The following is a 22,456-nucleotide window of genomic DNA, read 5'->3' on the forward strand; positions in this document are numbered from 1 at the left end:
CCTAAAGCGGCAGCGTGGCTGGCATGCGCAGGCACAGCTGTCCGGTGTACTGCGCCGGGGCAAAACAGGCCGGTAAGCACCGGCGATCATCCCAGATCGCATATCTCCGCACTCCCCGCAGCATGTACATGCAACCCCCACCACGGCTATAAAAAGAGGACTGCAATATATGCAGTCCTCTTTTTTGTAATGAATGTCTTGACAGCTGTCCATCAGCTGACTATACTAAAATTGCAAATACATAGTAATACAAAGTATATGGGGGGAAAAGCCGGGTGCAGGATCGCTATTATCGACAGATGAAAAAAGGGGTGCTCGAGCTCGTCATCCTCCAACTGATATCCCACCAGCCCACCTATGGCTATCAGCTTATCAGCACGCTGGAAAGTGGCAGCAATGGTCTGTTTGCCCTCAAGGAGGGGACTCTGTATCCCATTTTGTACCGGTTGGAGGACGACGGCGCCATCACCAGCCGGTGGGAGGAGCAGCCGGGCCGCGGCGTGCCAAAAAAATATTACACCATTACCGAGCAGGGGCGCCGGCAGCTCTGTGATATGCGGCAGCTGTGGCAGGCGCTCTGCCGCAGTACCGATCACTTTTTGGGGGAGGAATAGAGATGCAAAGATACGATTTACTGCCCCCCGAGGCAGAGAAGTATGTAAAACAGGTGTACCGGGAGCTGCGGCTGCCCCGCGGTCTGCGCACCCGGGTCGTCGCCGATCTGCAGAGCGATATCGCCGCCGCGCTCGAGGCAGGGGAGAGCACTGCCCAGATCGTCGCCCGCATGGGCCCACCGGCAGAACTGGCCGCCGAGCTCAGCCGCAACTACCAGAGCATCCAGCCCACCGGCCGTCAGCAGGGGCTGCGCATCGCCCGCGGCGGTGCATGGATGCTCTTATTTGCGAGCGGCGCCGGCTTACTTCTGTGGCTGATACAGCTGGTATTGCCGCTGATATATCGGGTAACCGGTGGGCATCTGGGTTCTGCTGGCTCCATCGGCATCATCGGCGGGGCAGACGGCCCAACGCGTATATTTGTCACGACTTCGGTCACCGGCGGGCTGTTTTGGCCCTGCCTGCTGGTGCTGGCGATAGCGCTGGTAATACTGCTCTGCCTAAACCGCCAACTGCACCGCGAAAAGAACGATTGACAAGCTGGCGGTTTACCGCTACACTGTAAACCGTCAAGGGCCGTGCAGCCTGCATCCCAGCTCCGGCCGCTGCCTGGCGCCAGCCGGGCATCCACTGCCGGTACAGGCCGCCGCTGCCCGGCAAAAACATCAGCAAATTACAGAAAGGGGCATCCTGCCATGTACCCCACCGTCCTAGTCATAGACATCGGCAATACCAATATGGAATTTGGCGTTTTTGTGGGCGACAGCCTGCAGCACAAATTTCGTCTCTCCACCAACAAGGCGATCACCTCCGACGAGTTGGGCCTTTCGGTCACCCAGTTTTTTGCCCTCAACGGGCTCGACCGCTTTCAGGTGCAGGATATCGTCATCTCGTCGGTAGTGCCGCAGCTCAACTATACAGTGCAAAATATGGTGCGCAAGTACTTTGATAAAGAGGCGCTGCTGGTGGGCGAAAATCTGCCGGTAGATATCGTCAACCGCTACGGTAACCCCAGCGAAGTGGGGGCCGACCGGCTGGTCACAGCAGTCGCCGCCTGCCACAAATACGGCGCGCCGCTCATCGTGGTGGATTTTGGCACCGCCACCACCTTCGATGTGGTCGACTGTGACGGCGCCTATCTGGGCGGTGCCATCTACCCGGGCCTTAAGATCTCGATGGATGCGCTGGTCGAGCGCACCGCCAAGCTGCCCCGGGTCGAGATCGAGGTCCCCGAGACAGGGGCCATCGGCGTGTCCACCGTCACCAGCATGCAGTCGGGCATCATCTACGGCTACGCCGGTGCTGTGAGCAACATTGTCGATAAGCTCTCACAGCAGTTGGGGGCGCCTGTCAAAGTGGTTGGCACCGGTGGTCTGGCCAAAACGGTGGGGCAGGAATACCACAACTTCTGTGCCATCGATAAAACGCTCATACTCGACGGCATCAAGCTGCTGTACGACCGCCATATCAGCCGGCAACGCGGCTGCTGACATTGCCGATGTTCCGCCCGTCTGTCTCTGTTATTTCATCAAAGTACCCGCCGTTCCCCGGTGGCAGCAGCGGGCCGGCGGCAAGGTGGTTCGGCTGTCTGCTGCGATGCAGGGCAGGGTTACTGCCGCTGTATTTAACAAGAGCCGCGACCTGGGCGATCGGCATCCGACCATCCGCCTGTGCGCATATGTTAAAAATTAAAAAAGAGCAGGGGACAGCTACCCATGGGGTAACGTTCCGCTGCTCTTTTTATCATATGCGGTAAAAGCTCTCCACACGGCAGTTCCGCACTGCGCGACGTGACTTGGTCCAGTCGGCGTTCTGCCGCCCAGCGATTCAGATCTGGCGGCGCTATATCCCCAACTGCAAAAAGAGCGCCTCCAATTCCTGGACCTGTTGCAGTGTGGTCTGCCAAGCCGAGCGCACCATATCTACCCGCCCATCGGGCAAAAAGCAGACGCCTTCTCGTTCCAGCAGCTCGCGCTGGGTGTGCGGCGTGGCAAACGACCGCGCGCCCGAAAGCCGTCCACCGTGGCCCACTACCCGCTGGGCCGGCAATGTCCCCGGCGGCAGCACCCGCCCCAGCGCATACCCCACCTGGCGCGCCGCCCGTGGCTTTTGGCACAACATGGCTATCTGCCCATAGGTAGCTACCCGCCCGCGGGGGATGCGCTGCCCCACCACTGCCACCCGGCGATAAAAGTCCATTCTAGGCACCTCCTAAAGCTGTTCGATCTGCTCGAGCAGCGCGCGGTACTGATCGTCGTTTTCATCACTGGATATGTGTAGCACTGTGTAGGCCACCAAATACCGGTAGTCGCTGTGGCTGCAGATCCCGTCGGGTTCCAGGCCGTGCTGTCGCTCAAAGTCCTGCATCGCCTGCCGCGTGGCCTCCGAGTAGTAGCCGTCGGTGCGGTCGGGCGCATAACCCAGTGTCGCCAGCAGCTGTTGGGTGTAAGCCACCTCGTCGCCCACGCCGTCTACCTGCCAGTCTCGCTCGATGCGCAGCGGGATATCTTCCCCCATCTGGGGGTTGGACACCTCGATGTCCGGTGTCAGCCCCTGTCCCTCCACGCAGCTGCCGTCCGGTGTCAGCCACCGGGCATAGGTGTATTTTAGGATCGAGCCGTCTGTCAGCTCTTTCTGCCGCTGCACGACACCTTTGCCGTAAGTCTGCGTGCCCACCAGCTGAAAATCGGCCAGCTGTGACAGCGCCGCCGCCGCGATCTCCGAGGCCGAGGCGGTCTCGCCGTTTACCAGCAGATAGCTGTGGGCAAAGGTGTACTTGTCGCGCCCAGTGGCCCGGTATTTTTGATCGATACCGTTTCCCGGGTCTACAGTGAACAGCAGCTCTCCCTTTTTCACAAACAGGTCCAGCACCTGCTTGGCGGCAGTTAAATAGCCGCCTCCGTTGTCCCGCAGGTCCAGCACCAGTATGTCGATATGCTGCTCTTTAAAGTCCTGCAGCGCCTCTTCCAAATGCTCGCCGGTATCCGAGCCGAAGGTAGTCAGCTGCACATAGCCAAACGACTTGTCGCCGGCGGTGCGCACCTCGTAAAACAGGTCGTTTTGCAGCTCTTTTACTTCCACCTCTACCGTGAGCAGTTCTTGGCCGCGCTGTACCGTCAGGGTGCGCGTGCCGGCGCCGCCGTCGGTCAGCAGCTCGCCGACCGGCGCATCCTCCTCGGTAATATCAGTGCCGTTCACCTGGGTGATGATGTCTCCCGGCAGTATGCCCGCCTTTTCGGCCGGCCCGTCCCGGTAGGCTTCGATCACCAAAACACCCCGCTCCAGCGGCCGGTAACCAAGGCCTATACCCAGTACCGCCCCGTCTACGCTCTGGTTGTACGCCTCCCCTTCACTGGGGGTAAACAGGTGGGTGTAGGGGTCGTCTAAGGCGCTGATCATGCCCTCCAGGGCCGCTTTTTGCATATCGGGCTTTTCTCTGTCGGGATAGGCCCAGTTTTTTTGCAGCTCATCCTGCACCTGGTCGGTGTGGGTAAAGCGCAGTGCATACCCGCCCCACAGCCCCATGCACAGCGTGGCGATCAGTGCCAGGCACACCGCAGCACGCGCTGCCAGCGGGTGCCGCCGTGGGGCGGGGGACAGGTCTTTCGTGGGTCGTTTTTCACTTGGGGACATGACAAAACTCCTGTATCAGCTGACAGCTGCGGGTAGGTGGCGTAAAGCCGCTCGGTGTAACATGTCTATATCCGTATATAGCCGCTCATTGTCGGCCCTGTGCCGGCAGTTGCTCGGGTAGGGCAGAGAATACGTCCCCGTCTACTGGCCGGCCAAATAAAAAACCCTGTATGTAGTCGAGGCCCATATCTTTTACCGCCCGGTACTCCTCCCAGGTCTCCACGCCCTCCAGCAGTACCTGCATGCCGCCGTCGTGGCACAGCGCCACGATAAAGCGGATGAATGTGGTGTCAAAAGAACTGTGCAGGATATCCTGCACAAAGGTGCGGTCTATCTTTACCAGCTGCCCCGGTCGCCGCTTCAAAATACCCAGCGACGAGTAGCCGGTGCCGAAATCGTCGATGGCGATGCGCATGCCCAAGGCGCGGATGCGGTCGAGCACCGCGCGGTCCTCGTCGATGTTGGCGGCGATATAGCTCTCGGTCAGTTCCACCACGATCTGTCTGGGGTCTGCGCCGCTCTCCTGCAGCACCTGCTGCATATAGTCGATAAAGCTGGGCTGGGTCAGCTGTAGACGCGACAGATTCACACTCATCGAAAAGCTGGGCACCTTCTGCGCCCAGTGCCGGTATGCCTGCACCGCGCGTTCAAATATCCAGCGCCCCACCGGGTGGATCAGCCCGCTCTCCTCCAGCAGGGGAATAAATTCCGCCGGCGATACCGGGCCAAGATCCGGGTGCTGCCAGCGGGCCAGCGCCTCGGCCCCGGTCAGCTTGCCGGTATCGGCCTCCACCTGAGGCTGAAAGGCCAGCGAAAAGCCACTAAATCCATTTTCTACACTGTCGCGCAGCGCCTCGCTCAGCCGCAGCGCCTGCGACTTGTGGCCAAATATCTCGGCCGAAAAATGCGCCACATTGCCCGCTCCACCCTGCTTGGCGTACTCCAGTGCGTAGCTGGCGTACTTAAAAAGCTGCAGGTAGTTGTCGCTGTCGGCAGGATAACCGGCACAGCCGGCCGACAGCGTGCAAAAGTATTTCTGCCCGTCGTACTCCTGCTGGCGGCCAAAGGTGCGCTGCATATCCTCAAAAAACTGCTCTAGCGGCCCAGTATCGCTGTCGCGGTAGATCATGCCGAACTCGTCGCCATCCAACCGAAACAGCTGGGCCCCATCGGGCAGTATAGCACAAATGCGCTGGCCAGTCACCCGAATGACTGCGTCGCCAAAATCCCGGTCATACAGGTCGTTGATGCGTCCAAAGTCGTCCAGGTCCAGCACCGCTACCTGTAATGGGTCAGCTGGACGCTCCTGCAAATGGGCGGTGATGACCTGCTCAAACTCAAATTTATTGTAGAGCCCGGTCAGCAGATCGATCTTTCCGCGCTTGCCCAAATTGGTGATAAAGCCGGCAAATAGCACCGGTTCGCCGTCCTCGTCGCGCTCTAAATGGCCGCGGCAGCGCATCCACACCCATTCGCCGCGCCGGTTGCGGGCCCGGTATTCCACCAGGTGGCTGTCGGTGCGCCCATCGGTGATCTCCTGGTTCGACTCTAAAAACGAGGCCTTGTCGTGGGGGTGCACGTGGCTGCCCCATACGGCGGCCGCGTTGGCGATCACCTCGCCGGGCAAGTCAAATTCGCGCACCATAGCCGCCGAGTAGCGAAACACGCCGGTTTTCATGTTGCACACGTACAGGTAGTCGTCGGTGCTCTGTACCAAAGCGTCGTACAGCCGCTCCTTGTCGTAGTCAAACGAGATCGGGCCCGGTTCTCTGCCGGCCCCGCTCTCCGCCAAATTCTGGGCACGGCGAATGTGATAGGCGCGCTTTTGCTCGTACATCTTCTGGTCTACCAGGCGCAGTATCTCCTTCATCTCCAGCGCATCCTGAGGGTACACCGCTATGATCCCGTAGCAAAAGCCCATGGTGTAGGGTTTATCCAGCTGGCGGCGGGTATCGCTGAGCTGTAACAGCGCCCGCTCGATGCGCGTCTGTACCTGCTGGCCGTCATCGGTAAAAAACACGGCGATAAACTCGTCACCGCTCAGGCGAAACAGGTAGTCAGGCGGTGTCATCTGCGCCTTTACTGCCCGGGCCGCGGCAGCGATGAGAAAGTCGCCCTCGGTATGGCCGTACAGGTCGTTTACTTCCTTGAGAAGGTTGATGTCGTACATGCACAAAAAGAAGGTACGCCCCGCCTGGCGGCATTGGGCGATGCTCTGTCCCAGCTTCTCGCGACCGGCTCGGCGGTTATAGGTGTGGGTCAGCTCGTCGATGCTGGCCGCCCGCTGCAGCCGCTTGGTCTCGGTCACGTCCAGCGAATACTGAAAATGTACCGTAGTGCCATCGATCCACTGCAACAGACTGTCGTGATTTTCATACACCCGGTCGTTTACCGTATTGTGCTCCTCCCACACACAGGCCGGGCTCTTGTCTCCGCCGGCCATCAGCTTGGGCACTGGGCAAAAGGGGCAGGGGCCATCCATGCCGCGCTGCAGCGTCTGCCAGCAGGTCTTGCCCACCAGCGTCTCTGCGCCGCCAAACGCCTCCTGCATCGCGCTGTTTACAAACAAGATCTCGCCGGTCTCGGGGCGGGTGATGTACACGTTGGCGCGTATCTTCTCCATGATGGCGTCAAATACCCACGACTGCAGCGCATCGTCGCGCGCCGGTACAGTCGCTTCGTCGGTCGCCGGCCGCGCCAAAGAGCGCGCCCCCGGCAGATCGGCAGGTCCCCCTGCCGCCAGAGATCGCTTGTGGATACAGGCCATACTAGCCGCTCCTTCCTGTCTTATCGGTAAAGGTATCCTGCACCGCCACTAAGTGGTGTACGCTACCAAAATTTTCTGCTCTTAAATAGACAGATGCACCCGGCCACCACCAAAATGCTCACGAATATCACAGCGGGGTAGCCGTATGTCCAGCTCAGTTCCGGCATGTGCAAAAAGTTCATCCCGTACCAGCCGGCGATCAGCGTCAGCGGCAAAAAGATGGTGGTGACGATGGTCAGTACCTTCATAATATCATTTTGGCGAATGCCGATCTGCGCCTGGTAGAGTTCCTGCACCTGTGCGGCATACTCTCTTTGCACCTGGGTCTCGCTCTGCAGCCGGGCAGCACGGTCGGCAAACAGGCCAAAAATGGTACTGTCCTCCGTCTCAAAAAAGCTGCCGCAGCTCTCCTGTAACCGCTGGCCCATATCGGTCAGGTGGCTGTAGTAGCGGTACAGGTGAGAGGTCTCTTTTTTCACCGCCAGGATCTCGGCGCCCAGCTGTTTTCTCTCCCCGGCCAGCACAGCCTCCTCCAGGTCCTCGATGCGGCTCTCCTGTTCCTCTAAATAGGTCAGGTCCTCGTCCACCAGCCACAGTAAAAATTCGCACAGCACCCGCCCGGCCGACAGCCGTCCCCGCAGTGGCTGCGCCAGCTGCCGCTGTAAAAAGTTTTCTACCGTGCCGCTGTCATCCCAAAACAGCAGGTGCCCGTCAAACATGTAAAAGGCCAGCACCAAATGTTGACCCGGCTGCCTCTTGGCCGGCACATGTAGCGTGCCCATCAGGTAACGGGGATAGCGCTCCAGCTTGCAAAAGTGAATGGCTCCGCTCTGATGCTGGGCGGCGCGCCGCAGCCATGCGGGGAGCTCCTCCCACTCGTCAGTCGTGCAGGTGCCGACTCCACCGCCACCTGCCAGCCACTGGGTGCCCGGTACCGGCGTCAACTCCTGGGTGCCTATCGTGTAAAACATGCAGTGAACAGACCTCCTCTAACCGCGCTCTCGGCAAAAAGCCGAACTGCGCGATCCAACAGGCAACTATTTTGGGCTATTTTTGACTATTATACCACAGATCCACTCCCGCCGCGAAGAAATAGGTCGATTTTGCTCACCTTTCAGCGGGTCGATAAGCTGGGAAATAATGGTGCTCTATTTTTATGGTGCCATAACCATATGCCGAATATCGCACTGCAATTTGTGCAGTTGTCATAAAGATGGTAGGCGCGTCAAATATCTCAAAATATCTGCCGGCAGTCGTGCTGGCAGTGCAGGGGAGAGGTGCAGCTGCAAAAGGGCCGGCGCAGTGTCGCCACCTGCCACTACCGTTTTTACCACCGTGTTCACGCGGCGTACAGATCTGCACAGGGGGTGCTTCACCGCATATCCGCCGTACAGACCGTATCAGCTGTCAAAAGAGAGGAGCCGGCAAAAAAACCGCCCTGCCGGTCGGCAGAGCGGTCCTCTCTGTGTGCTGGGTCTCAAAACACCACTACTAGTAACATCTTAAAATTCTCTTCACCGTACACTGCATGGGGGTGTTTAGCCGGCATCACGATTGACTCCCCCTCGTGCAGCAGATGGGGTTCTCCGTCTATGGTGATGCGCCCCACGCCGTCCAGGCAGGTCACCAGCGCATCGCCGCCCGATTCATGGGTGCTGATCTCCTCACCGGCGGCAAACGAAAACAGCGTTATGCTCAGCGCGTCATTTTGTGCCAGCGTCTTGCTCACCACCTGCCCCGGCTGGTAGTCCACCTGCTCTTTCAGCGTCAAGATCGCCGCCTTGTCAATGTTTTTAAGTCCCGCCATAAAATACTCCTTTTTTCTATATTTCGGTGTCGATACAACTCTTTATCTGCCGGTCTTCGCTGCTGCGGTACACCCCTTTGCCGGCGGCTTTGGCCCGGTACAGCGCGTCGTCCGCCCGGCGGTAGATCTCGGCAAAGGTACTGGTCCCGCCCACAGCGCTGGCTCCGCCGATCGAGCAGCTGTGCGGCAGCTCCAGCGCCACAAACACCTCGCCGGTCTGCGCGATCAGCTGCCGGGCAATCGCAGTGCGCTCCCGCTCATCCAGAATATCGGGCAAAAACAACATGAACTCGTCGCCGCCCACCCGGCCGGCCACCCCGCTTTCGCCCGCGCAGCGCAGCAGCACTGCCGCGATCTGTTTGAGCAGAGTATCGCCCGTCTGGTGCCCATATGTATCATTGACCATTTTAAAGTCATCTATATCCAGCAAAAATAAACAGCCACCCGGTCCGCCTTTGCCCAGTAACTGCCCAATGTACTTTTCAGTGTACTTGCGGTTATACAGCTCGGTCAAAGCATCCAACTGTACATCCTTTTCCAGTGCCGCACTGCGGCGCAGGGCCGCCTCGGCTTGGTCGGCAAAAGTCTTGGGGTAATACTCCCCCTCCTGCTGGTAGACATACGGCGTAGAGTGGTGCAGGCTGTCGATCATAAGCTGTCCGCCGGCGTCGCGGTGAACGGTGGCCGTCAGCCGGGTGTCCATGTTGATCACCACCTGTTTGCCCTCGGTCTCCGCCTCACAGGCCTCAAATTCGCCGTATACCACGCAAATATCTTCGGCTAAGGGTTTGGCCTGGTACCAGGCATTTTTTATCACAAAATCGATCCCCTCGGCCTCCTGCTGGTCTTTCTCAAGTCCCTGCAGCAGTGCCGCCAGGTTTTCATAAAGCTCGTGTTTGCCGGTGCCAATGACCAAAATATCCGGGGAGAGGTGTTTGATCATGCCCATGACCATGCCCGGGCTGCCCGAGACATAGCTCTCCATCAGCTGCTGTAGCAGTTCACAGGCCTCCCGACACAGATCGCTCTGCAATAGCGGTCTCCTCCTCTCGTCCCAAGATCATAAATCGATGAGTCTCATCATACCACACGATAAAAAAGCTGTCGACTGTTTTATCTATCCAACTTTACGGTCACCGGCCCGCAACACCTCTCACCATCAGCACCACCGTCTCCACATGGCGCGATACGACAGAAAGTATATCTATACTGCCTGCCCGTTTGCGAAAATATTTCGAGCACGTTTTAACGTTTGCTCTATACAGTAATTTCATTACATACCTCATAATTTTCGTGAACCGAATTCAATTCATCAGATTTTCAATTTCAGCAATCAAAATAATATCCGCCGGCAACCACTGCACATCATACAGTGTATCTTTTGTAAGCCAACGTGCTGATTCTACCTCCAGCAGCTTCAGTTCTCCATAAATCACTTCACACCAGAAACAGTCCATAGATAGTTGGAAGGTAGGATAGCCATATTCAATAGTACCTATCAATTCTCCAACCTTTATATCTGTTTCTAGTTTTTCTTTTTTCCTCTGACAAGGGCTTGCTGCGGCGTCTCGCCGGCTTCTACTTTTCCGCCCGGAAACTCCCACTGGCTTTTAAATTCATCATAATCTCTAGCCGTAGCAAATATTTGTCTTTTCTCATACACGGAATCACAGATTACCGTTGCCACAACTTTTACCACCTTCGCCATTATTTCAAAACCTCTTGTACACATTCTAAGCCAAGCAGGTAACTGTTGTTAATAATGGTCTTCTCAACAAAGAACTTTGCGAGCTCACGATCCAAATCAAACAAGTAACCCATATTGCCGTTACCGTCCTTATCAAACGGAGAATATTTCGCACAGCAATAATTCAGGATTGTATGCTTATAATCAGAGTGTCTAATAGGCTTTTGGATTTTGACATAATCGCAATTAACCATTCTGCCATTTTTAGCCCAGAGCTTTTCTTCTGCAAGTTCATCAGGGCTTTCGCAATCAAAACAAGGTCCCTTTGCAACACTAATGGCTTCAACAAGACCATCTGCACAGTGAAGAATAATATCTCCTTTACGAACATCTAACATCTTATCCCAGTGATGGCATGTACCACCGCCCTGATTGAGTTTTGGTGCCCAAATGTAGCCACCTTTATACTCCTTGGCAAAGGTACCTCCCTGGAATACAAGGAATATAAGGTGTTGGCCTTCCATACGCTCAATTCTTTTTGCAGGCTTGCTTGTTGTTTTACGTTCAGATTTTGCATCCAACTCTTCTAACTTAGCTTGCTCTGCTGCCTTACGAGTCTCTTCCGCTTTGATTTTTGCTTCTGCGATAAGTGCGTCTGCTGCTGTAATTTCCGCCAGCAACGTCTGCTGGATTTCATCGTCTTCCACTGTCAGAAATTTTCTAAAAGCCTCTGGATATTGAAATGTACTTTTCTTTGCCGCGAACTGCACGATAATATGACTGTCATCCTGTTCTATAACGGTTCCTATTCCTAAAGCCTTACTTTTTACTTTGTTATTTACTAAATCCATGACAATTCCTCTTGGGCACTACCCTACATTTTTATCATTATTATTTTTCTTTATATATTTTCCACTTTTGACGCTCTGGTCTTCCAGCTTTTCCGCATCAGCAGGAATGGCCCAATAGAAACCAATCTTCATTACGCCAGGCTTCAGTGCATAACACTTGCATTCTTCTAATGAGATGCCCCATCTATCGGCTGTCTGTCTAATTGCTAAATATTCCATACCATGTATAAAATTGATCTCTTCACAAAACGACAAAAGCGATATTTGACAATCCTATCTATTCAACCTACCCCATGTCAATCCCAACTCTCCCGGGAATCCCCTGTTTCCTTCATTTTTTTAGTCCGTGACATCAGCACCACCGTCTCCACGTGCGCCGTGCGGGGAAACAGATCCACCGGCTGCACCTTTTCCAGCCAGTAGCCGCCCCGGCAAAACAGCGCTGCGTCCCGGGCCATCGTGGCGGCGTTACACGAGATCATCACCACGCGCTGGGGGGCCAGCGCGCACACCTCGTCGATCACATGGCTATCACACCCCTTGCGAGGTGGGTCCAGTATCACCACCGTGGGCTCTATATGATGCGCGGCAAAGTAGTCGACGGCGCTCTTGCAGTCGCCGCACAAAAACTGGGCGTTCTCGATACCGTTGCGGCGGGCGTTGTCCCGGGCGTCCTGCACGGCGTCGGCGATCACTTCCACCCCGTAAAGAGCCTGTACCCGCGCGGCCATACCCAGCCCGATCGCCCCGGTACCGCAGTACAGGTCCAGCAGGATATCCTCTTTTTGCAGCTGGGCAAAATCGGCGGCCAGTTGATACAGGTTCTGGGCGCTCTGGCGGTTTACCTGATAAAACGACAGGGGAGAGATGCCCAGCTCCACCCCGCACAGCCGGTCATAGATCTGCTTTTGCCCCCACAGCAGCCGGCAGTGGCGGCCCATTACCACGTTGGTGCGCGCTTTCTGACTGCTGCAGTAAATGCTGCACACCTGCGGGAAGGCGGCGCAGAGATCCCGGCACAGCTGCTGCTCTTGGGGCAACGCGTCCCCGCAAACCACCAGCGTCACCATGATCTGACCGCTGGTCTCGGCCCGGCGCAGACAGATGTGCCGCAATAGCCCCCGGTGCTGTATCTCATCATAGGCGTCTACTCCCAGCCGCCCCAGGTGATCGCACAAAAACGCAGCGATCTCGTCAAATACCGGCGGATGTAGTCGGCAGCTGGTGCAGGGTACCAGCCGGTGGCTGTTTTTGCCGTAGTACCCAAATACCAGTCGCCCATCCTTCCAGCTGACCGGGTACTGACATTTGTTGCGGTACCCCTGCTGCAGCGGGCTGGGCAAACAGTCGGGCAGCGGCATCTCTATACCGGCGTTTTTGTACAGGCAGTCCCGCACATGCTCTGTCTTGATCGCCAGCTCCTGTTTATAGGTCATGTGGCGGTAGGTACAGCCGCCGCAGCGGCTGCTCACCGGGCAATCGCTCTCGATGCGCGCGGGGCTGGGCTCAATGATCTCCACGATCTTGGCATAGCCGTAATGGGCCAGCACTTTTAGCACCTGTATCCGCACCCGCTCTCCCACAATAGCACCGGGCACAAACAGGGCAAAACCGTCCACCCGCCCCACACCACTGCCGTCGTGGGTGGTGCCGGTGATCTCACAAGTATAGATATCGTTTTTCTTTATCATAGTATCTCATTCCCAAAAAGGCCGGTGTCGCGTTCGGCCAAAAGTCAGTCTCTTATATAATTACATATCTACAGTGTACAGGAAACGAGGCGGCTTTTCAATGTGCCGTCTCACCGGTCATGGCGGTGGCTGCACAGTGTGTGATTGTGAGCAGTCGCACCTGGTGCACACCATTTGTAAAGAAATGCTCAAGAACGTATACGAAAATAGGAGTTTATAAGAAAATACTGGTTAGTTTAGACGATAAAGATGGGGAAAATTAAATTTTTTTGGAAGAATAAGGTGTCGAAATATGTATATGATTTTGATGGGGTCTCCACAAATGGCATGTCTATGCGATTATCTGGCAAAAACGAATGTTCATGTCTTTTATAACGGGTAATATAATACATTGCTATTTCTTTGGTGCGCCAGTATCCTAAATGAGCGACATGTAAAAATTTTACAGCTACTTGTACAAAGCGTGAGAGGTCTAAAAAGCCGTATCACCAGTCACAGCAATGAACGCTAACAGTATAAAGCATGCCGTGGGCACCGGTGAAAAGAGGAGGAAATAACATGTGTGCAAACAGTTGGCAGTATGCGACGTACGAGGAGGAGAGAGAACACCCCGACATTGGGCGCTACGTCACATACGGTATCGCCGTATGTGACGGTGGCGGCACGGTCTGTCAGCGCATAGCGGATATCTACACCTGCAAGTCAAGTGTAGACGAGTTGGCGGCTGCCTGTACCAGAGATCAGCTCTCCCCCTGCCAGCTGCAGGACGTGGTGGAAGACTTTTTAGTGGACTTCTCCGTGGTATGATTTTGGTATGACCCTTTTGATCGATCGGGTACATAGGGCAGCCGGCGGCAGCTGCCCCAAACATCATAAGCAGAAAGAGGACGGTACAGCGGAGATCTATCCGCTCGGTACCGTCCTCTGTTTATTGGCGCTTTCAGGTATTGGCCCCAGCGCCGCCTTGCTGTTCAGGGCTGATAAAAGTATGTGGAGCCGTCCACCTGCCGGCACCAGTCGGTGCGGGCCAGCATCTTGGCCATATCGGCCCGCTTCAGCCCGCCGCCCACCTCGCGCATCAGGTCGCTGATGTGGATCAGTTTGTGGGCGTTTTGTGCAAAATACGCCCGCACCTGTTCCTCCAGCCGGGGCGTTGCAGCCGGGGCGGAGGCCGGCGGCACGGCCGGTGGGTTCTTCTTGCGGTAGGTGGTGTAAACCAGCTTTACCCGGGCCAGCAGTTGGGCGTTCATACCGGGCCAGCTGGCCGCACGGGCCAAAACTCTGCTGTCCAGCTGCTGCATGTCCCGCAGCCCGTTGAGCTGGCAAAATCGCACGAAGGGCCGGTATACGTCGCTGGCATAGATCTGTTCGATGGTCTCCATTTTCTCGTTCCTTTCCATGGCGTGACGAAAAGATATTATAGACCTTTTTACCGTATCCGACAAGTATTTCCACCACAAAAAATGGCTGCATCTACCAGTCTATGCACCCTGCAAAAAATGGTATATAATAGTGGTGATAAATTGTGAGGAGAGCACCAATGAAAATAACACCCATTACTCTGCCCAACTTTGCCTATTTCGAGAGCGACAACGTCTATACCGGCAGCCAGCAGGGCTTTCGCTTTCGCGTCGAGCCGCAAAACGGCCAGTTCGCCGCCTGTGTCTGGTACGGCCCCTACTGTCAGGAAAAGAGCGAGATCGTCGCCAGCCAAACTTTCCCCCTCGACGAGAGCGGCCGCCAGCAGGCTGCCGACTGGCTCACCGAGCAGGTCGCCGCTTATCTGCAAAAGGTGTCCGAAGGCACCCAGCCCGACGGCCGCCGTTTTTACTAGCAGCAGCGTGTGCGGCGCAGGCGGCCCATATCGCCGCGCAGGGCTGTCGGTCTGGGCGGGCGCCGCCCAGTCTCTATAAACGGCGCCAGTGGTATGCCTTTCAGATCAGCAGCTCAAAGACCGGCCTACCGCGGCCAGCTGCTGTCGCCGCTATGCCTCTTGCTATGGACACTTGTGCCTTACCTTATCACCGGTGAATAAGGCCCGGCCGCCGTGTTTATCCTGTACCGTCAAAAGACCGGCCCTCCAACAAGGGCCGGTCTTTTATTACAGTTCCCGCAGCCGGCGCAGCTCGGCCACCGTGTTCTGGTAAGCCTGCTCCAGCGCCTCTTTCTCAGGCGCCGGGGCGGCAGATATCTCCACCGCCAGCTGGCTCAGCCGCATTTCCAGCACGGTCCTCTGCAGGGTGGCGTCCCGCGCCGCCTTTTTGAGCGGCAGCTCCCGCTGTCGGTGCCAGTCGCGCAGCCCGCCGGCAAAGGCGCGCACTTCACCGCCGTCCATAAGCAGCAGCCGGTCGGCCACCGCCTCTAAAAAGGCCTCGTCATGGCTGACCAGCAGCAGCGTGCCGGTATAGCTCTGCAACAAGCCCTGCAGCGCCTCCACCGCGGGGAGATCCAGGTAGTTGGTCGGCTCGTCGAGAAAGAGCAGATTACATCCCCCCACCAGCAGCTTGCACAGTGCCACCTTCATCCGCTCCCCGCCGCTGAGCACCCCCAGCGGCTTGTTCACTTCCTCCCGCCGAAAGAAAAGCCGGCCCAGTACGGTGCGCACCAGCGTCGGGCTCTGGCATGCGCCATCCAGCGCGTTCTCTAAGATCGTCCGGCGCTCGTCCAGCTGTTCAAATCCCTGCCGCAAAAAACCCAGTCGGGCCTGGGGCGAGAGCCGATAACTGCCGCCGATGGGGGAGAGCTCGCCCGCCAGAACGCGCAAAAGCGTGGTCTTGCCCGCGCCGTTGGGGCCGATCAGGGCGGTCTTGCTGCCGGTGGGCAGAGTGAAGGTGGCGTCCGAGATGATCGCCCTACCGGCCGTGTATCCCGCTGTGAGTCCGCTGGCCGACAGGGCCGTGCGGGCCCTCAGCGGCTCGGGGTCGATATGCAGGGCGATGCTGTCGTCCTCGCGCGGCTTTTCCACCTCCTCCATCCGCGCAAGACGGCTCTCCAACACTTTTTTGCGGCGGGCGATCTTGGCGGATTTCTGGGTCGCCTCCCGCCGGTGGAGCCGGGCCTCCGAGTTGCCCATGCGGCTGGGGGCTTTTTTTACTTTACCTGCCTGGTGCGAGGCCTGGCTGGCAGCGGCCTGTAAACGGGCGCGCTCCTCGCTGTACGCCGTCCACTTTTGTCGTGCGGTCTCCGCCTCCAGGTCTTTTTGCCGGCGGTAGCAGTCGTAGTCGCCGGGGTAGATGTGCAGCTCGCCGCCGCGCACCTCCCATATCGTGCGGCACAGAGCGTTCAGCAGCGCTCGGTCGTGGCTCACCAGTACCAGCGTCTCCACCTCGGCCAACCGCTGGCAGATCTCTTTTTGCCCGCTCTCGTCCAGGTTGGCCGTGGGCTCATCGCACAGCAAAAGGGGGGCCCGCTCCTCCAAAGCGGCGGCCAGCTTTACCCGGGTCTCCTCGCCGCCGCTGCGGCCCGGCTGCTTGGCCAGCACACCCGCCCCCAGCGCCGCCAGCGGCCCATCAGCTGCCGATAGATCGGCTGCTGCCAGCTGCCGGCAATAAGCCAGCGGGCAGTATCGCTTTATGCTGCCGCTCTCGGGCTGCCGCACCCCGGCCATCAAGTCCAGCAGCGTCGACTTGCCGCAGCCGTTCTCTCCCACTATACCGATGTGGTCTGTCTCTGTGATGCGCAGCTGGGGAATGTCCAGCAGGCGGCGCTCTCCCACAAAATAGGTCAGCCCGCGAATAGATAGAAGTATTTTGTTTTCAGTCAAATAAAAAACCTCCCTTACAGGGGTGACCTGTACGGGAGGAAAACAAAAGGCGCGCCAAAAAACAGAGCGAAACCGCCGTCTCGCCGCACACCGCACTGTTTTCCCCTTTGTCGCACAAAGCACCCCCGGCGCCCCTCTTTAAAGGGCGTCTTGAGTATCGTTATTGTGGCGTACAAAGGTTTTTACAGTCTCATTCGCGGTGTGATTACCTCGCCTTTCTAAATTCTATGTCTACGAGTATAGCAGACCGCGCCGCTATATGCAAGTGTCGCTTCAGTGTCGGCTGGCCGCACGCTCCAGAGACCCGGTTCGGCCGCGAAACAGCAGCTGTCGCCTTTAAAGGCCGTATCCGGTCCACAGCCTCCCAAAAAGCAACAGATCAGGCGGTGCCCAAGGCGCTTTTGGCAGCACCCACCCGGTATAACAGCACGGGGCGGAATCCCTGTTTTAAAATAGAGCAGGTGATCTTTTTGCTTTGTTGTAAAAACAACATACGTGGCGGCAGCCCCATGTTATAGTAGAGATACACCAAGCGGCAGCGAGCCGCCAACAGTAGGAGGATACCGAGATGATCAGAAAAATCATTCACATAGACCAAAAAGCGTGTAATGGCTGTGGGCTGTGCGCACGCGCCTGCCACGAAGGCGCCATCGGCATGGTCGACGGAAAAGCCAAGCTGCTGCGCGACGACTACTGTGACGGTCTGGGCGACTGCCTGCCCACCTGTCCCACCGGGGCGATCACCTTTGTCGAGCGCGAGGCCCTGCCTTACGACCGCGCCGCCGTCGAGGCCAAAATGGCTGCCCGCCAGAGCGGCTGCCCGGGCAGCAGAGCCGCCTCCCTGCACCCCCGGCAAAAGGAGGAGCCCGGCGCCGAGACCCCCAGCCAGCTGGCCCAGTGGCCGGTACAGATCAAGCTGGTACCAGTCAGCGCCCCCTATTTCGATGGGGCCGATCTGCTCATCGCCGCCGACTGTACCGCTTTTGCCCGCGGTGATTTTCACCAGCGGTTTATGAGCGGCCGGGTCACGGTCATCGGTTGCCCCAAACTAGACGGGGTAGATTATGCCGACAAACTGGCCCAGATACTGGCGCAAAACGACCTGCGCTCGGTCACCGTGCTGCGTATGGAAGTGCCCTGTTGCGGTGGCCTGCAGGCGGCAGTAGAGCGCGCCTTGGCCCAGTGCGGCAAAAACATTCCCTGCCGGGTGGTCACCCTGCGCACAAATGGCGATATCCTGTCCGAGGTCGAGCAGTAAAAAACAGCATATCCAACGGGCCGGGGCGGCAGAGTACAGCCCCGGCCCGTTTTTTGTGCGCAAAACGATAGGACCCGCTGCACCTTCTCTTTTTGCCAAGCGCATTGGTGCCGGTTACCCTTTGTACCCGCACGGCAATATCCGCACAGAGTGGGGCAGGGGGGATATTCTCCGCCGGTCTAGCGCGCGCTGCCAGCTGGCTGGTCTTACAAGTAGCGCCCAGACCGGCTAAAGGTCTGGCTGCCCTATCGAGGTAGAAACATAGTATAACTCGGCGGGGCAGTCCCTTTATCAGCAGCTTATTAAAAACAGCAAATAGATCTCGAGGTAGGTCTTGGCGCGCTCCAGCAGCCAGGGCAGTATCTCCCCTCAAACTGCCGCCATTCATGTTCCTACAGGGTGTGTCTCTACGCCTCCTGCTCCCCGTGCCACCCTGCCGCTTATCCCGCCCTACAGTTGCCGTGCCCCTCTCGCCGCACGCTCTACCCAGTACATACGGCAGTTGACATCACCGCCCCATAGGAATACAATCAGCCTACAGCCTGTCCGGCCATTTGCCGGCCGGCACTGCCGCGGCCGCTCGGCCGCCCTTTTGAAAGGAGCTACTGCCCGTGAAAACTGTACTTTTTGCACTGCTGGATCAGTGGGCCGACTGGGAGGCCGCCTATCTCGCCTCGGCCATCCGCATGCTGGGGCAAAATGCCTTTATCTGTCAAACGGTATCCGTCACACCCGCGCCGGTGCGCTCTATCGGCGGTCTGCTCGCAGTACCCGATTTTGATCTGCAAACAGCCCCCAGCGACTATCAGGCGCTGATTTTGGTGGGCGGCATGTCCTGGCGTGAAGAGACCGCCCGCCAGTTGGCACCACTGGTGCATCAGTGTCTGGGTAGCGGCAAGCTGCTGGGCGCCATCTGTGACGCCGCCGGCTTTTTAGGTACCTTGGGCGTACTCAATACCGTCCGCCACACCGCCAACGACCTGGAAGATCTCAAGGCGTGGGCCGGTGCCGCCTATACTGGGGAGCCCAACTTTCTGCCCCAGCAGGCGGTGTCCGATGGCGGCATCGTCACCGCCAACGGCACCGCCGCGCTGGAGTTTGCACGCGAGGTGCTGCTCGCCCTGCAAGTCGCGCCCGAGCCCAAGATCACCGAGTGGTACGACTTTCACAAAAAGGGCTATTACGGCGCTCCGCTGCCCCAAGACGCCACTTCCTGGGAAGAAGTCGTCTAGCTCCGGCAGTGTGTCTCAGCAGCGCACCAGTCAGACGCCGGGAAGACTGCTTTTAACCACGTATCTTTCATCGAGGGCCTTTTCTGCCCAGCCGGTTTTCCCGCCCCGATACTTGCGCCGTACAGGGCCAGCCGCTACCTGCCTTTTTCCCTGTAAAAGATGTCGTTCCCCAAAGCGGTGAACCAGGCTCGGCAAACCCCCAGACTGGACCTGTAGCAGGCTCGCCCCCAAAACTATAAAAACGCCGCCTGTCTTTTTCATCTGGGCGCACAACATAAAAGAGTCCCCGGCAGATGCAATTCATCTGCCGGGGACTCTCTCTATTCCGTTGGCGGGCAGTCAAAAAGCAGGGTGGGGGAGCGGTCAGTCGCGCGGCGCGATCTGAAACCGGTTGCGCCCGGCATTCTTGGCCCGGTACAGCGCCTGGTCGGCCTCTACATACAGGTCGTTATAGCTATCGCCTTTTTGGGCCAAAATGCCCCCGGCGCTAATGGTGAGTCCGCTGCCGGCCACCGTCAGCTGCTGTACGCGGTCGCACAATGTGCGGCACTTGGCGCGCAGCGCCTCGGTGTCGGTCACGTTTTTCATGTACACGATAAACTCATCCCCGCCGGGCCGCCCCACCACGTCGTCGGCGCGGAAGGTGGAGCGCAGCAACACAGCCATGCTCTGCAGCGCCTCGTCGCCCTTCATGTGTCCGTAGGTGTCGTTTATCTCCTTAAAGCGGTCGATGTCGATGAGGATCATCGCCCCGTGCTCGCCGTCCTGTAACAGCTGCAGGTCTTCCACGATGCGGCTGCGGCAGGTCTCGGCGTTGAGGATGTGCGTCAGGCTATCCAGCTGCGACTTCTCCAGCAGCTCCTCTTTTTCCTTCTTCTCGTCGTCGATGATGTTGAACTTGCCCAGCGTGTAGATGGGCCGGTCGCCGTCCAGCACCGTCTCCAGGGCCACGCGCACCCAGTGCATGTCGCCGTCCCAGTAGAGCTCTATTTCCTGTATGCCGTTTTGCACGCTCCGCACCGCCGCTAAAAACCGCTCTCTGCTGATGCGCAGCATCTCGTCCTCCAGCGGCTTTTTGTGGTCGATGCACACCAGCTGCGACGGCCCCTGGGTATCCTTGGGCGGCACCGACACCATCGAGGTATCGGTGGCAAAATCGTACTCAAAAAAGTACTCATTTACCAGCGCATACACCTGCAGGTGCTTTTTCAGCTCCAGCGCCGCCTGCTTGCTCATGCGGGCGCGCTGCCGCAAAAAGTACAGCAGGATGAGGATGATGACCAGCAGCACGCCGCCCACCAGCGCGATCGATCCCACCGGGTTCTGGCGGATCAGGTCCCCCAGCGAAAACGGGGTCTTCTGCAGCGTGTTTTTGTTGATGATGTTCTGGATGTCCTCCTCCGGCGCCGTGGAGATCACCCGGTTAAAGATCGAGAGCAGCTCCTGCCGCCCCGGCTTTACCACGCCAAAACACACCGTGTAGGTGCCGTAGTTCTGTGAGATCAGCCGCAGGTTGCGGTACTCGGGCTGGTTCATGTAGTACTGGGCCGAGTAGGTGTCGATGTAGGTGTAGTCAGCTTCACCGCTGGCCACAGCGTGCACGCATTCCCTGGTGGTCTCGTATATGGCCGCCTCGGTATCTGCATCGCCGCGAAAAGGGCTGTTAGCCAGCAGCGCCGGCCGCTTGTCCTTCAGGCTGTCGTTGCTGCTCTTGTCGTTCATTACCAGTATGTACTGCGACGAGACATAGGGCTGGGTCATCGAGAGGTGTTTGGCCTGGGCCAGATCGTAGTCGTACGGCATGCCGGCCACCAGGTCCACCTTTTTCTCCTTGACCAGGTCATACAGCGCGTTTTGGCTGTCGGCGTACACCAGCTCAAACTTAAGCCCGGTGTGTGTCTTGATGTAGTCGAGCATGTCGATGGCCATTCCGCTGGCCTCACCGTCCACCCCCACCTGCTGAAACGGCGGCTGTCCGCTCAGCACGCCGACCTTCAAAACGCCGGTCTCCTGCAGGTGCTGCTTTTCCGCCTCCGAAAATACCAGGTCTTTGGTCTGGGGCAAAAAGTATTTGTTATAAAGCCGGGTGGCAAAGTTGGCGTCCGACTGCTCAATATGCATGATAGCGGTGTTCAGGTCCTCCATAATGTCCGCTTTGGCATTTTTAGAGGCCACGAAGTACACCGGCTTGGGCGAGAACTTGGCTATGGTCCACATGTCCTCCAGGTAGTTGAAGCTGGTGCTCAGCAGCATGTCCGCCCGGTCTTCCTGCACCGCCTTTACCATCTCATCGTCGTTATCACAGTGGACGAACTCCGGCGTGATCTGGTTGAGGCTGCAGTAGTCCTGCAGCTCCTTGACGTTGCGGCTGTTCTCGTTTCCGGTCACCGCGATCTTAAAGGTCTGCGGCAGCTGCGAGTTGAATACCACCTCCTGCATCTTGCTGTAAGAGGTCTGCAGCACCGTCTCAGAGGTGGCGTAGCTATAGCTGCTGTAGTTGAACATCTCTGCTGCCGCCTCGGTGTACGACATAGATCCCATCAGGTCGATCTCACCGCTCTGTACCTGTTCCATCAGGTCCATCAAACTGTCGGTACTGCCGTCGGTCTGCACGAACTCGTAGCTCCAGCCGGTGTACTGGGCGATCTCCTGCAGGTATTCGTAGGTGTAGCCGCACAGGTTGCCGTCCTCGTCCACATCGGTCAGCCCGCGCTGGATCGGATAAGCCACCCGAATGACCCGCTCCTCATCGATGATATAGTCCCCGTTTTCCGCCGAGGCCAGCACCGACAGCGGCGCCAGCACGGCCAAAAGCAGGGCAGAGAGCAGACACAGTGCTTTTTTCATAAGGCAAATCTCCAAATATCAAGATCGCTGCCCGCCAACAGAATAAAAGCACCATAATCATGCACATATCAGCACTCTGTAAACGGTCACAACGCAAAACTCGGTTCAAATATATCTATTATAGCTTATCTTGACGGATATAGGCAAGTAAGGACAAGCATTTCCGCATAGTTTTCTATATATTTAGCGATAAAGTACAATATTGTCCCAGATATTATCTATTGTATACGAAAGATCGCTAGTTTGTGACCGGAGCTTACAGTGCTCTGTCCACGGCACACACATTGCTGTCCGCTCTCCCGGTGC

At 57.5% G+C, this 22,456-nt stretch carries 20 protein-coding genes; 7 read left to right on the forward strand and 13 right to left on the reverse strand.

The genetic code is table 11. The features are described 5' to 3' along the window. Window positions 1-275 precede the first annotated feature (275 nt). The 3 genes from H8K20_RS04105 (at window position 276) to H8K20_RS04115 (ending at window position 2,104) form a co-directional block, all read left to right on the forward strand. Window positions 276-614 (forward strand): PadR family transcriptional regulator, encoded by a 339-nt coding sequence (locus tag H8K20_RS04105; protein ID WP_105203730.1) that lies wholly within the window; start codon window positions 276-278, stop codon window positions 612-614. A 2-nt stretch (window positions 615-616) separates the two neighbouring features. After that, window positions 617-1,150: an HAAS signaling domain-containing protein gene (locus H8K20_RS04110; RefSeq protein WP_186487556.1), complete on the forward strand. Its 534-nt coding sequence runs from the start codon at window positions 617-619 to the stop codon at window positions 1,148-1,150. 159 nt (window positions 1,151-1,309) lie between these two features. Next, the gene (locus H8K20_RS04115; protein ID WP_186487557.1) at window positions 1,310-2,104 is read left to right on the forward strand and encodes a type III pantothenate kinase; all 795 of its coding nucleotides are present in this window, start codon (window positions 1,310-1,312) and stop codon (window positions 2,102-2,104) included. Between the two features lie 352 nt (window positions 2,105-2,456). Here H8K20_RS04115 and H8K20_RS04120 read toward each other — a convergent pair whose 3' ends face one another. The 10 genes from H8K20_RS04120 to rlmD all read right to left on the reverse strand — a co-directional run bounded on the left by H8K20_RS04120 (window position 2,457) and on the right by rlmD (window position 13,050). Further along, complete coding sequence (locus tag H8K20_RS04120; RefSeq protein ID WP_186487558.1) at window positions 2,457-2,813, reverse strand: MGMT family protein; 357 nt, start codon at window positions 2,811-2,813, stop codon at window positions 2,457-2,459. Between the two features lie 12 nt (window positions 2,814-2,825). Next, window positions 2,826-4,247 (reverse strand): S41 family peptidase, encoded by a 1,422-nt coding sequence (locus H8K20_RS04125; protein ID WP_186487559.1) that lies wholly within the window; start codon window positions 4,245-4,247, stop codon window positions 2,826-2,828. 85 nt (window positions 4,248-4,332) lie between these two features. Continuing rightward, complete coding sequence (locus H8K20_RS04130; RefSeq protein WP_186487560.1) at window positions 4,333-7,014, reverse strand: bifunctional diguanylate cyclase/phosphodiesterase; 2,682 nt, start codon at window positions 7,012-7,014, stop codon at window positions 4,333-4,335. Window positions 7,015-7,076: 62 nt separating this feature from the next. Next, complete coding sequence (locus tag H8K20_RS04135; protein WP_186487561.1) at window positions 7,077-7,985, reverse strand: magnesium transporter CorA family protein; 909 nt, start codon at window positions 7,983-7,985, stop codon at window positions 7,077-7,079. A 506-nt stretch (window positions 7,986-8,491) separates the two neighbouring features. After that, window positions 8,492-8,821 (reverse strand): cupin domain-containing protein, encoded by a 330-nt coding sequence (locus H8K20_RS04140; protein ID WP_105203737.1) that lies wholly within the window; start codon window positions 8,819-8,821, stop codon window positions 8,492-8,494. A 16-nt stretch (window positions 8,822-8,837) separates the two neighbouring features. After that, window positions 8,838-9,854: a diguanylate cyclase domain-containing protein gene (locus H8K20_RS04145; protein ID WP_186487562.1), complete on the reverse strand. Its 1,017-nt coding sequence runs from the start codon at window positions 9,852-9,854 to the stop codon at window positions 8,838-8,840. A 271-nt stretch (window positions 9,855-10,125) separates the two neighbouring features. Beyond that, the gene (locus H8K20_RS14180; RefSeq protein WP_341480810.1) at window positions 10,126-10,323 is read right to left on the reverse strand and encodes an NUDIX hydrolase; all 198 of its coding nucleotides are present in this window, start codon (window positions 10,321-10,323) and stop codon (window positions 10,126-10,128) included. A 23-nt stretch (window positions 10,324-10,346) separates the two neighbouring features. After that, a complete protein-coding gene (locus tag H8K20_RS14185; protein ID WP_341480811.1) occupies window positions 10,347-10,529 on the reverse strand; it encodes an NUDIX domain-containing protein in 183 nt (60 codons plus the stop codon). Further along, complete coding sequence (locus H8K20_RS04155; protein ID WP_186487563.1) at window positions 10,529-11,359, reverse strand: hypothetical protein; 831 nt, start codon at window positions 11,357-11,359, stop codon at window positions 10,529-10,531. Before H8K20_RS04155 ends, H8K20_RS14185 begins: the two co-directional genes overlap by 1 nt. A gap of 296 nt (window positions 11,360-11,655) precedes the next feature. Continuing rightward, window positions 11,656-13,050, reverse strand: coding sequence for a 23S rRNA (uracil(1939)-C(5))-methyltransferase RlmD (rlmD, locus tag H8K20_RS04160; RefSeq protein ID WP_186487564.1), 1,395 nt, complete (start codon window positions 13,048-13,050; stop codon window positions 11,656-11,658). 558 nt (window positions 13,051-13,608) lie between these two features. Here rlmD and H8K20_RS04165 point away from each other — a divergent pair. Further along, complete coding sequence (locus H8K20_RS04165) at window positions 13,609-13,857, forward strand: DUF6514 family protein (protein ID WP_105203740.1); 249 nt, start codon at window positions 13,609-13,611, stop codon at window positions 13,855-13,857. Window positions 13,858-14,021: 164 nt separating this feature from the next. On the opposite strand, the gene H8K20_RS04170 is transcribed toward H8K20_RS04165, so the two are convergent. After that, the gene (locus tag H8K20_RS04170; RefSeq protein ID WP_186487565.1) at window positions 14,022-14,432 is read right to left on the reverse strand and encodes a hypothetical protein; all 411 of its coding nucleotides are present in this window, start codon (window positions 14,430-14,432) and stop codon (window positions 14,022-14,024) included. A gap of 158 nt (window positions 14,433-14,590) precedes the next feature. On the opposite strand from H8K20_RS04170, the gene H8K20_RS04175 reads away from it, so the two are divergent. Then, on the forward strand, window positions 14,591-14,884 hold the full coding sequence (locus H8K20_RS04175; protein ID WP_186487566.1) for a hypothetical protein: 294 nt from the start codon (window positions 14,591-14,593) through the stop codon (window positions 14,882-14,884). Between the two features lie 267 nt (window positions 14,885-15,151). Here the strand turns inward: H8K20_RS04175 and abc-f are convergent, their stop codons facing one another. Continuing rightward, complete coding sequence (gene abc-f, locus H8K20_RS04180) at window positions 15,152-16,813, reverse strand: ribosomal protection-like ABC-F family protein (protein WP_186487567.1); 1,662 nt, start codon at window positions 16,811-16,813, stop codon at window positions 15,152-15,154. A 568-nt stretch (window positions 16,814-17,381) separates the two neighbouring features. Here abc-f and H8K20_RS04185 point away from each other — a divergent pair. Together H8K20_RS04185 and H8K20_RS04190 are read left to right on the forward strand one after the other, a co-directional pair. Beyond that, on the forward strand, window positions 17,382-18,071 hold the full coding sequence (locus tag H8K20_RS04185; RefSeq protein ID WP_186487568.1) for an ATP-binding protein: 690 nt from the start codon (window positions 17,382-17,384) through the stop codon (window positions 18,069-18,071). Between the two features lie 611 nt (window positions 18,072-18,682). Next, window positions 18,683-19,303: a DJ-1/PfpI family protein gene (locus H8K20_RS04190; protein WP_105203745.1), complete on the forward strand. Its 621-nt coding sequence runs from the start codon at window positions 18,683-18,685 to the stop codon at window positions 19,301-19,303. 363 nt (window positions 19,304-19,666) lie between these two features. On the opposite strand, the gene H8K20_RS04195 is transcribed toward H8K20_RS04190, so the two are convergent. Then, a complete protein-coding gene (locus H8K20_RS04195) occupies window positions 19,667-22,150 on the reverse strand; it encodes a transporter substrate-binding domain-containing diguanylate cyclase (RefSeq protein WP_186487569.1) in 2,484 nt (827 codons plus the stop codon). Between the last annotated feature and the right edge of the window lie 306 nt (window positions 22,151-22,456).

It is taken from the genome of Neobittarella massiliensis (ex Bilen et al. 2018) (assembly GCF_014269355.1).
GTDB classification, from domain to species: domain Bacteria; phylum Bacillota; class Clostridia; order Oscillospirales; family Ruminococcaceae; genus Neobittarella; species Neobittarella massiliensis.

Bases quoted from the DNA above. Each gene is read 5' to 3' on its own strand.
- H8K20_RS04110 (WP_186487556.1), top strand. From the start codon at position 617: ATGCAAAGATACGATTTACTGCCCCCCGAGGCAGAGAAGTATGTAAAA.
- H8K20_RS04115 (WP_186487557.1), top strand. From the start codon at position 1,310: ATGTACCCCACCGTCCTAGTCATAGACATCGGCAATACCAATATGGAA.
- H8K20_RS04120 (WP_186487558.1), bottom strand. From the start codon at position 2,813: ATGGACTTTTATCGCCGGGTGGCAGTGGTGGGGCAGCGCATCCCCCGC.
- H8K20_RS04125 (WP_186487559.1), bottom strand. From the start codon at position 4,247: ATGTCCCCAAGTGAAAAACGACCCACGAAAGACCTGTCCCCCGCCCCA.
- H8K20_RS04130 (WP_186487560.1), bottom strand. From the start codon at position 7,014: ATGGCCTGTATCCACAAGCGATCTCTGGCGGCAGGGGGACCTGCCGAT.
- H8K20_RS04135 (WP_186487561.1), bottom strand. From the start codon at position 7,985: ATGTTTTACACGATAGGCACCCAGGAGTTGACGCCGGTACCGGGCACC.
- H8K20_RS04140 (WP_105203737.1), bottom strand. From the start codon at position 8,821: ATGGCGGGACTTAAAAACATTGACAAGGCGGCGATCTTGACGCTGAAA.
- H8K20_RS14185 (WP_341480811.1), bottom strand. From the start codon at position 10,529: ATGGCGAAGGTGGTAAAAGTTGTGGCAACGGTAATCTGTGATTCCGTG.
- H8K20_RS04155 (WP_186487563.1), bottom strand. From the start codon at position 11,359: ATGGATTTAGTAAATAACAAAGTAAAAAGTAAGGCTTTAGGAATAGGA.
- rlmD (WP_186487564.1), bottom strand. From the start codon at position 13,050: ATGATAAAGAAAAACGATATCTATACTTGTGAGATCACCGGCACCACC.
- H8K20_RS04165 (WP_105203740.1), top strand. From the start codon at position 13,609: ATGTGTGCAAACAGTTGGCAGTATGCGACGTACGAGGAGGAGAGAGAA.
- H8K20_RS04170 (WP_186487565.1), bottom strand. From the start codon at position 14,432: ATGGAGACCATCGAACAGATCTATGCCAGCGACGTATACCGGCCCTTC.
- H8K20_RS04175 (WP_186487566.1), top strand. From the start codon at position 14,591: ATGAAAATAACACCCATTACTCTGCCCAACTTTGCCTATTTCGAGAGC.
- H8K20_RS04185 (WP_186487568.1), top strand. From the start codon at position 17,382: ATGATCAGAAAAATCATTCACATAGACCAAAAAGCGTGTAATGGCTGT.
- H8K20_RS04195 (WP_186487569.1), bottom strand. From the start codon at position 22,150: ATGAAAAAAGCACTGTGTCTGCTCTCTGCCCTGCTTTTGGCCGTGCTG.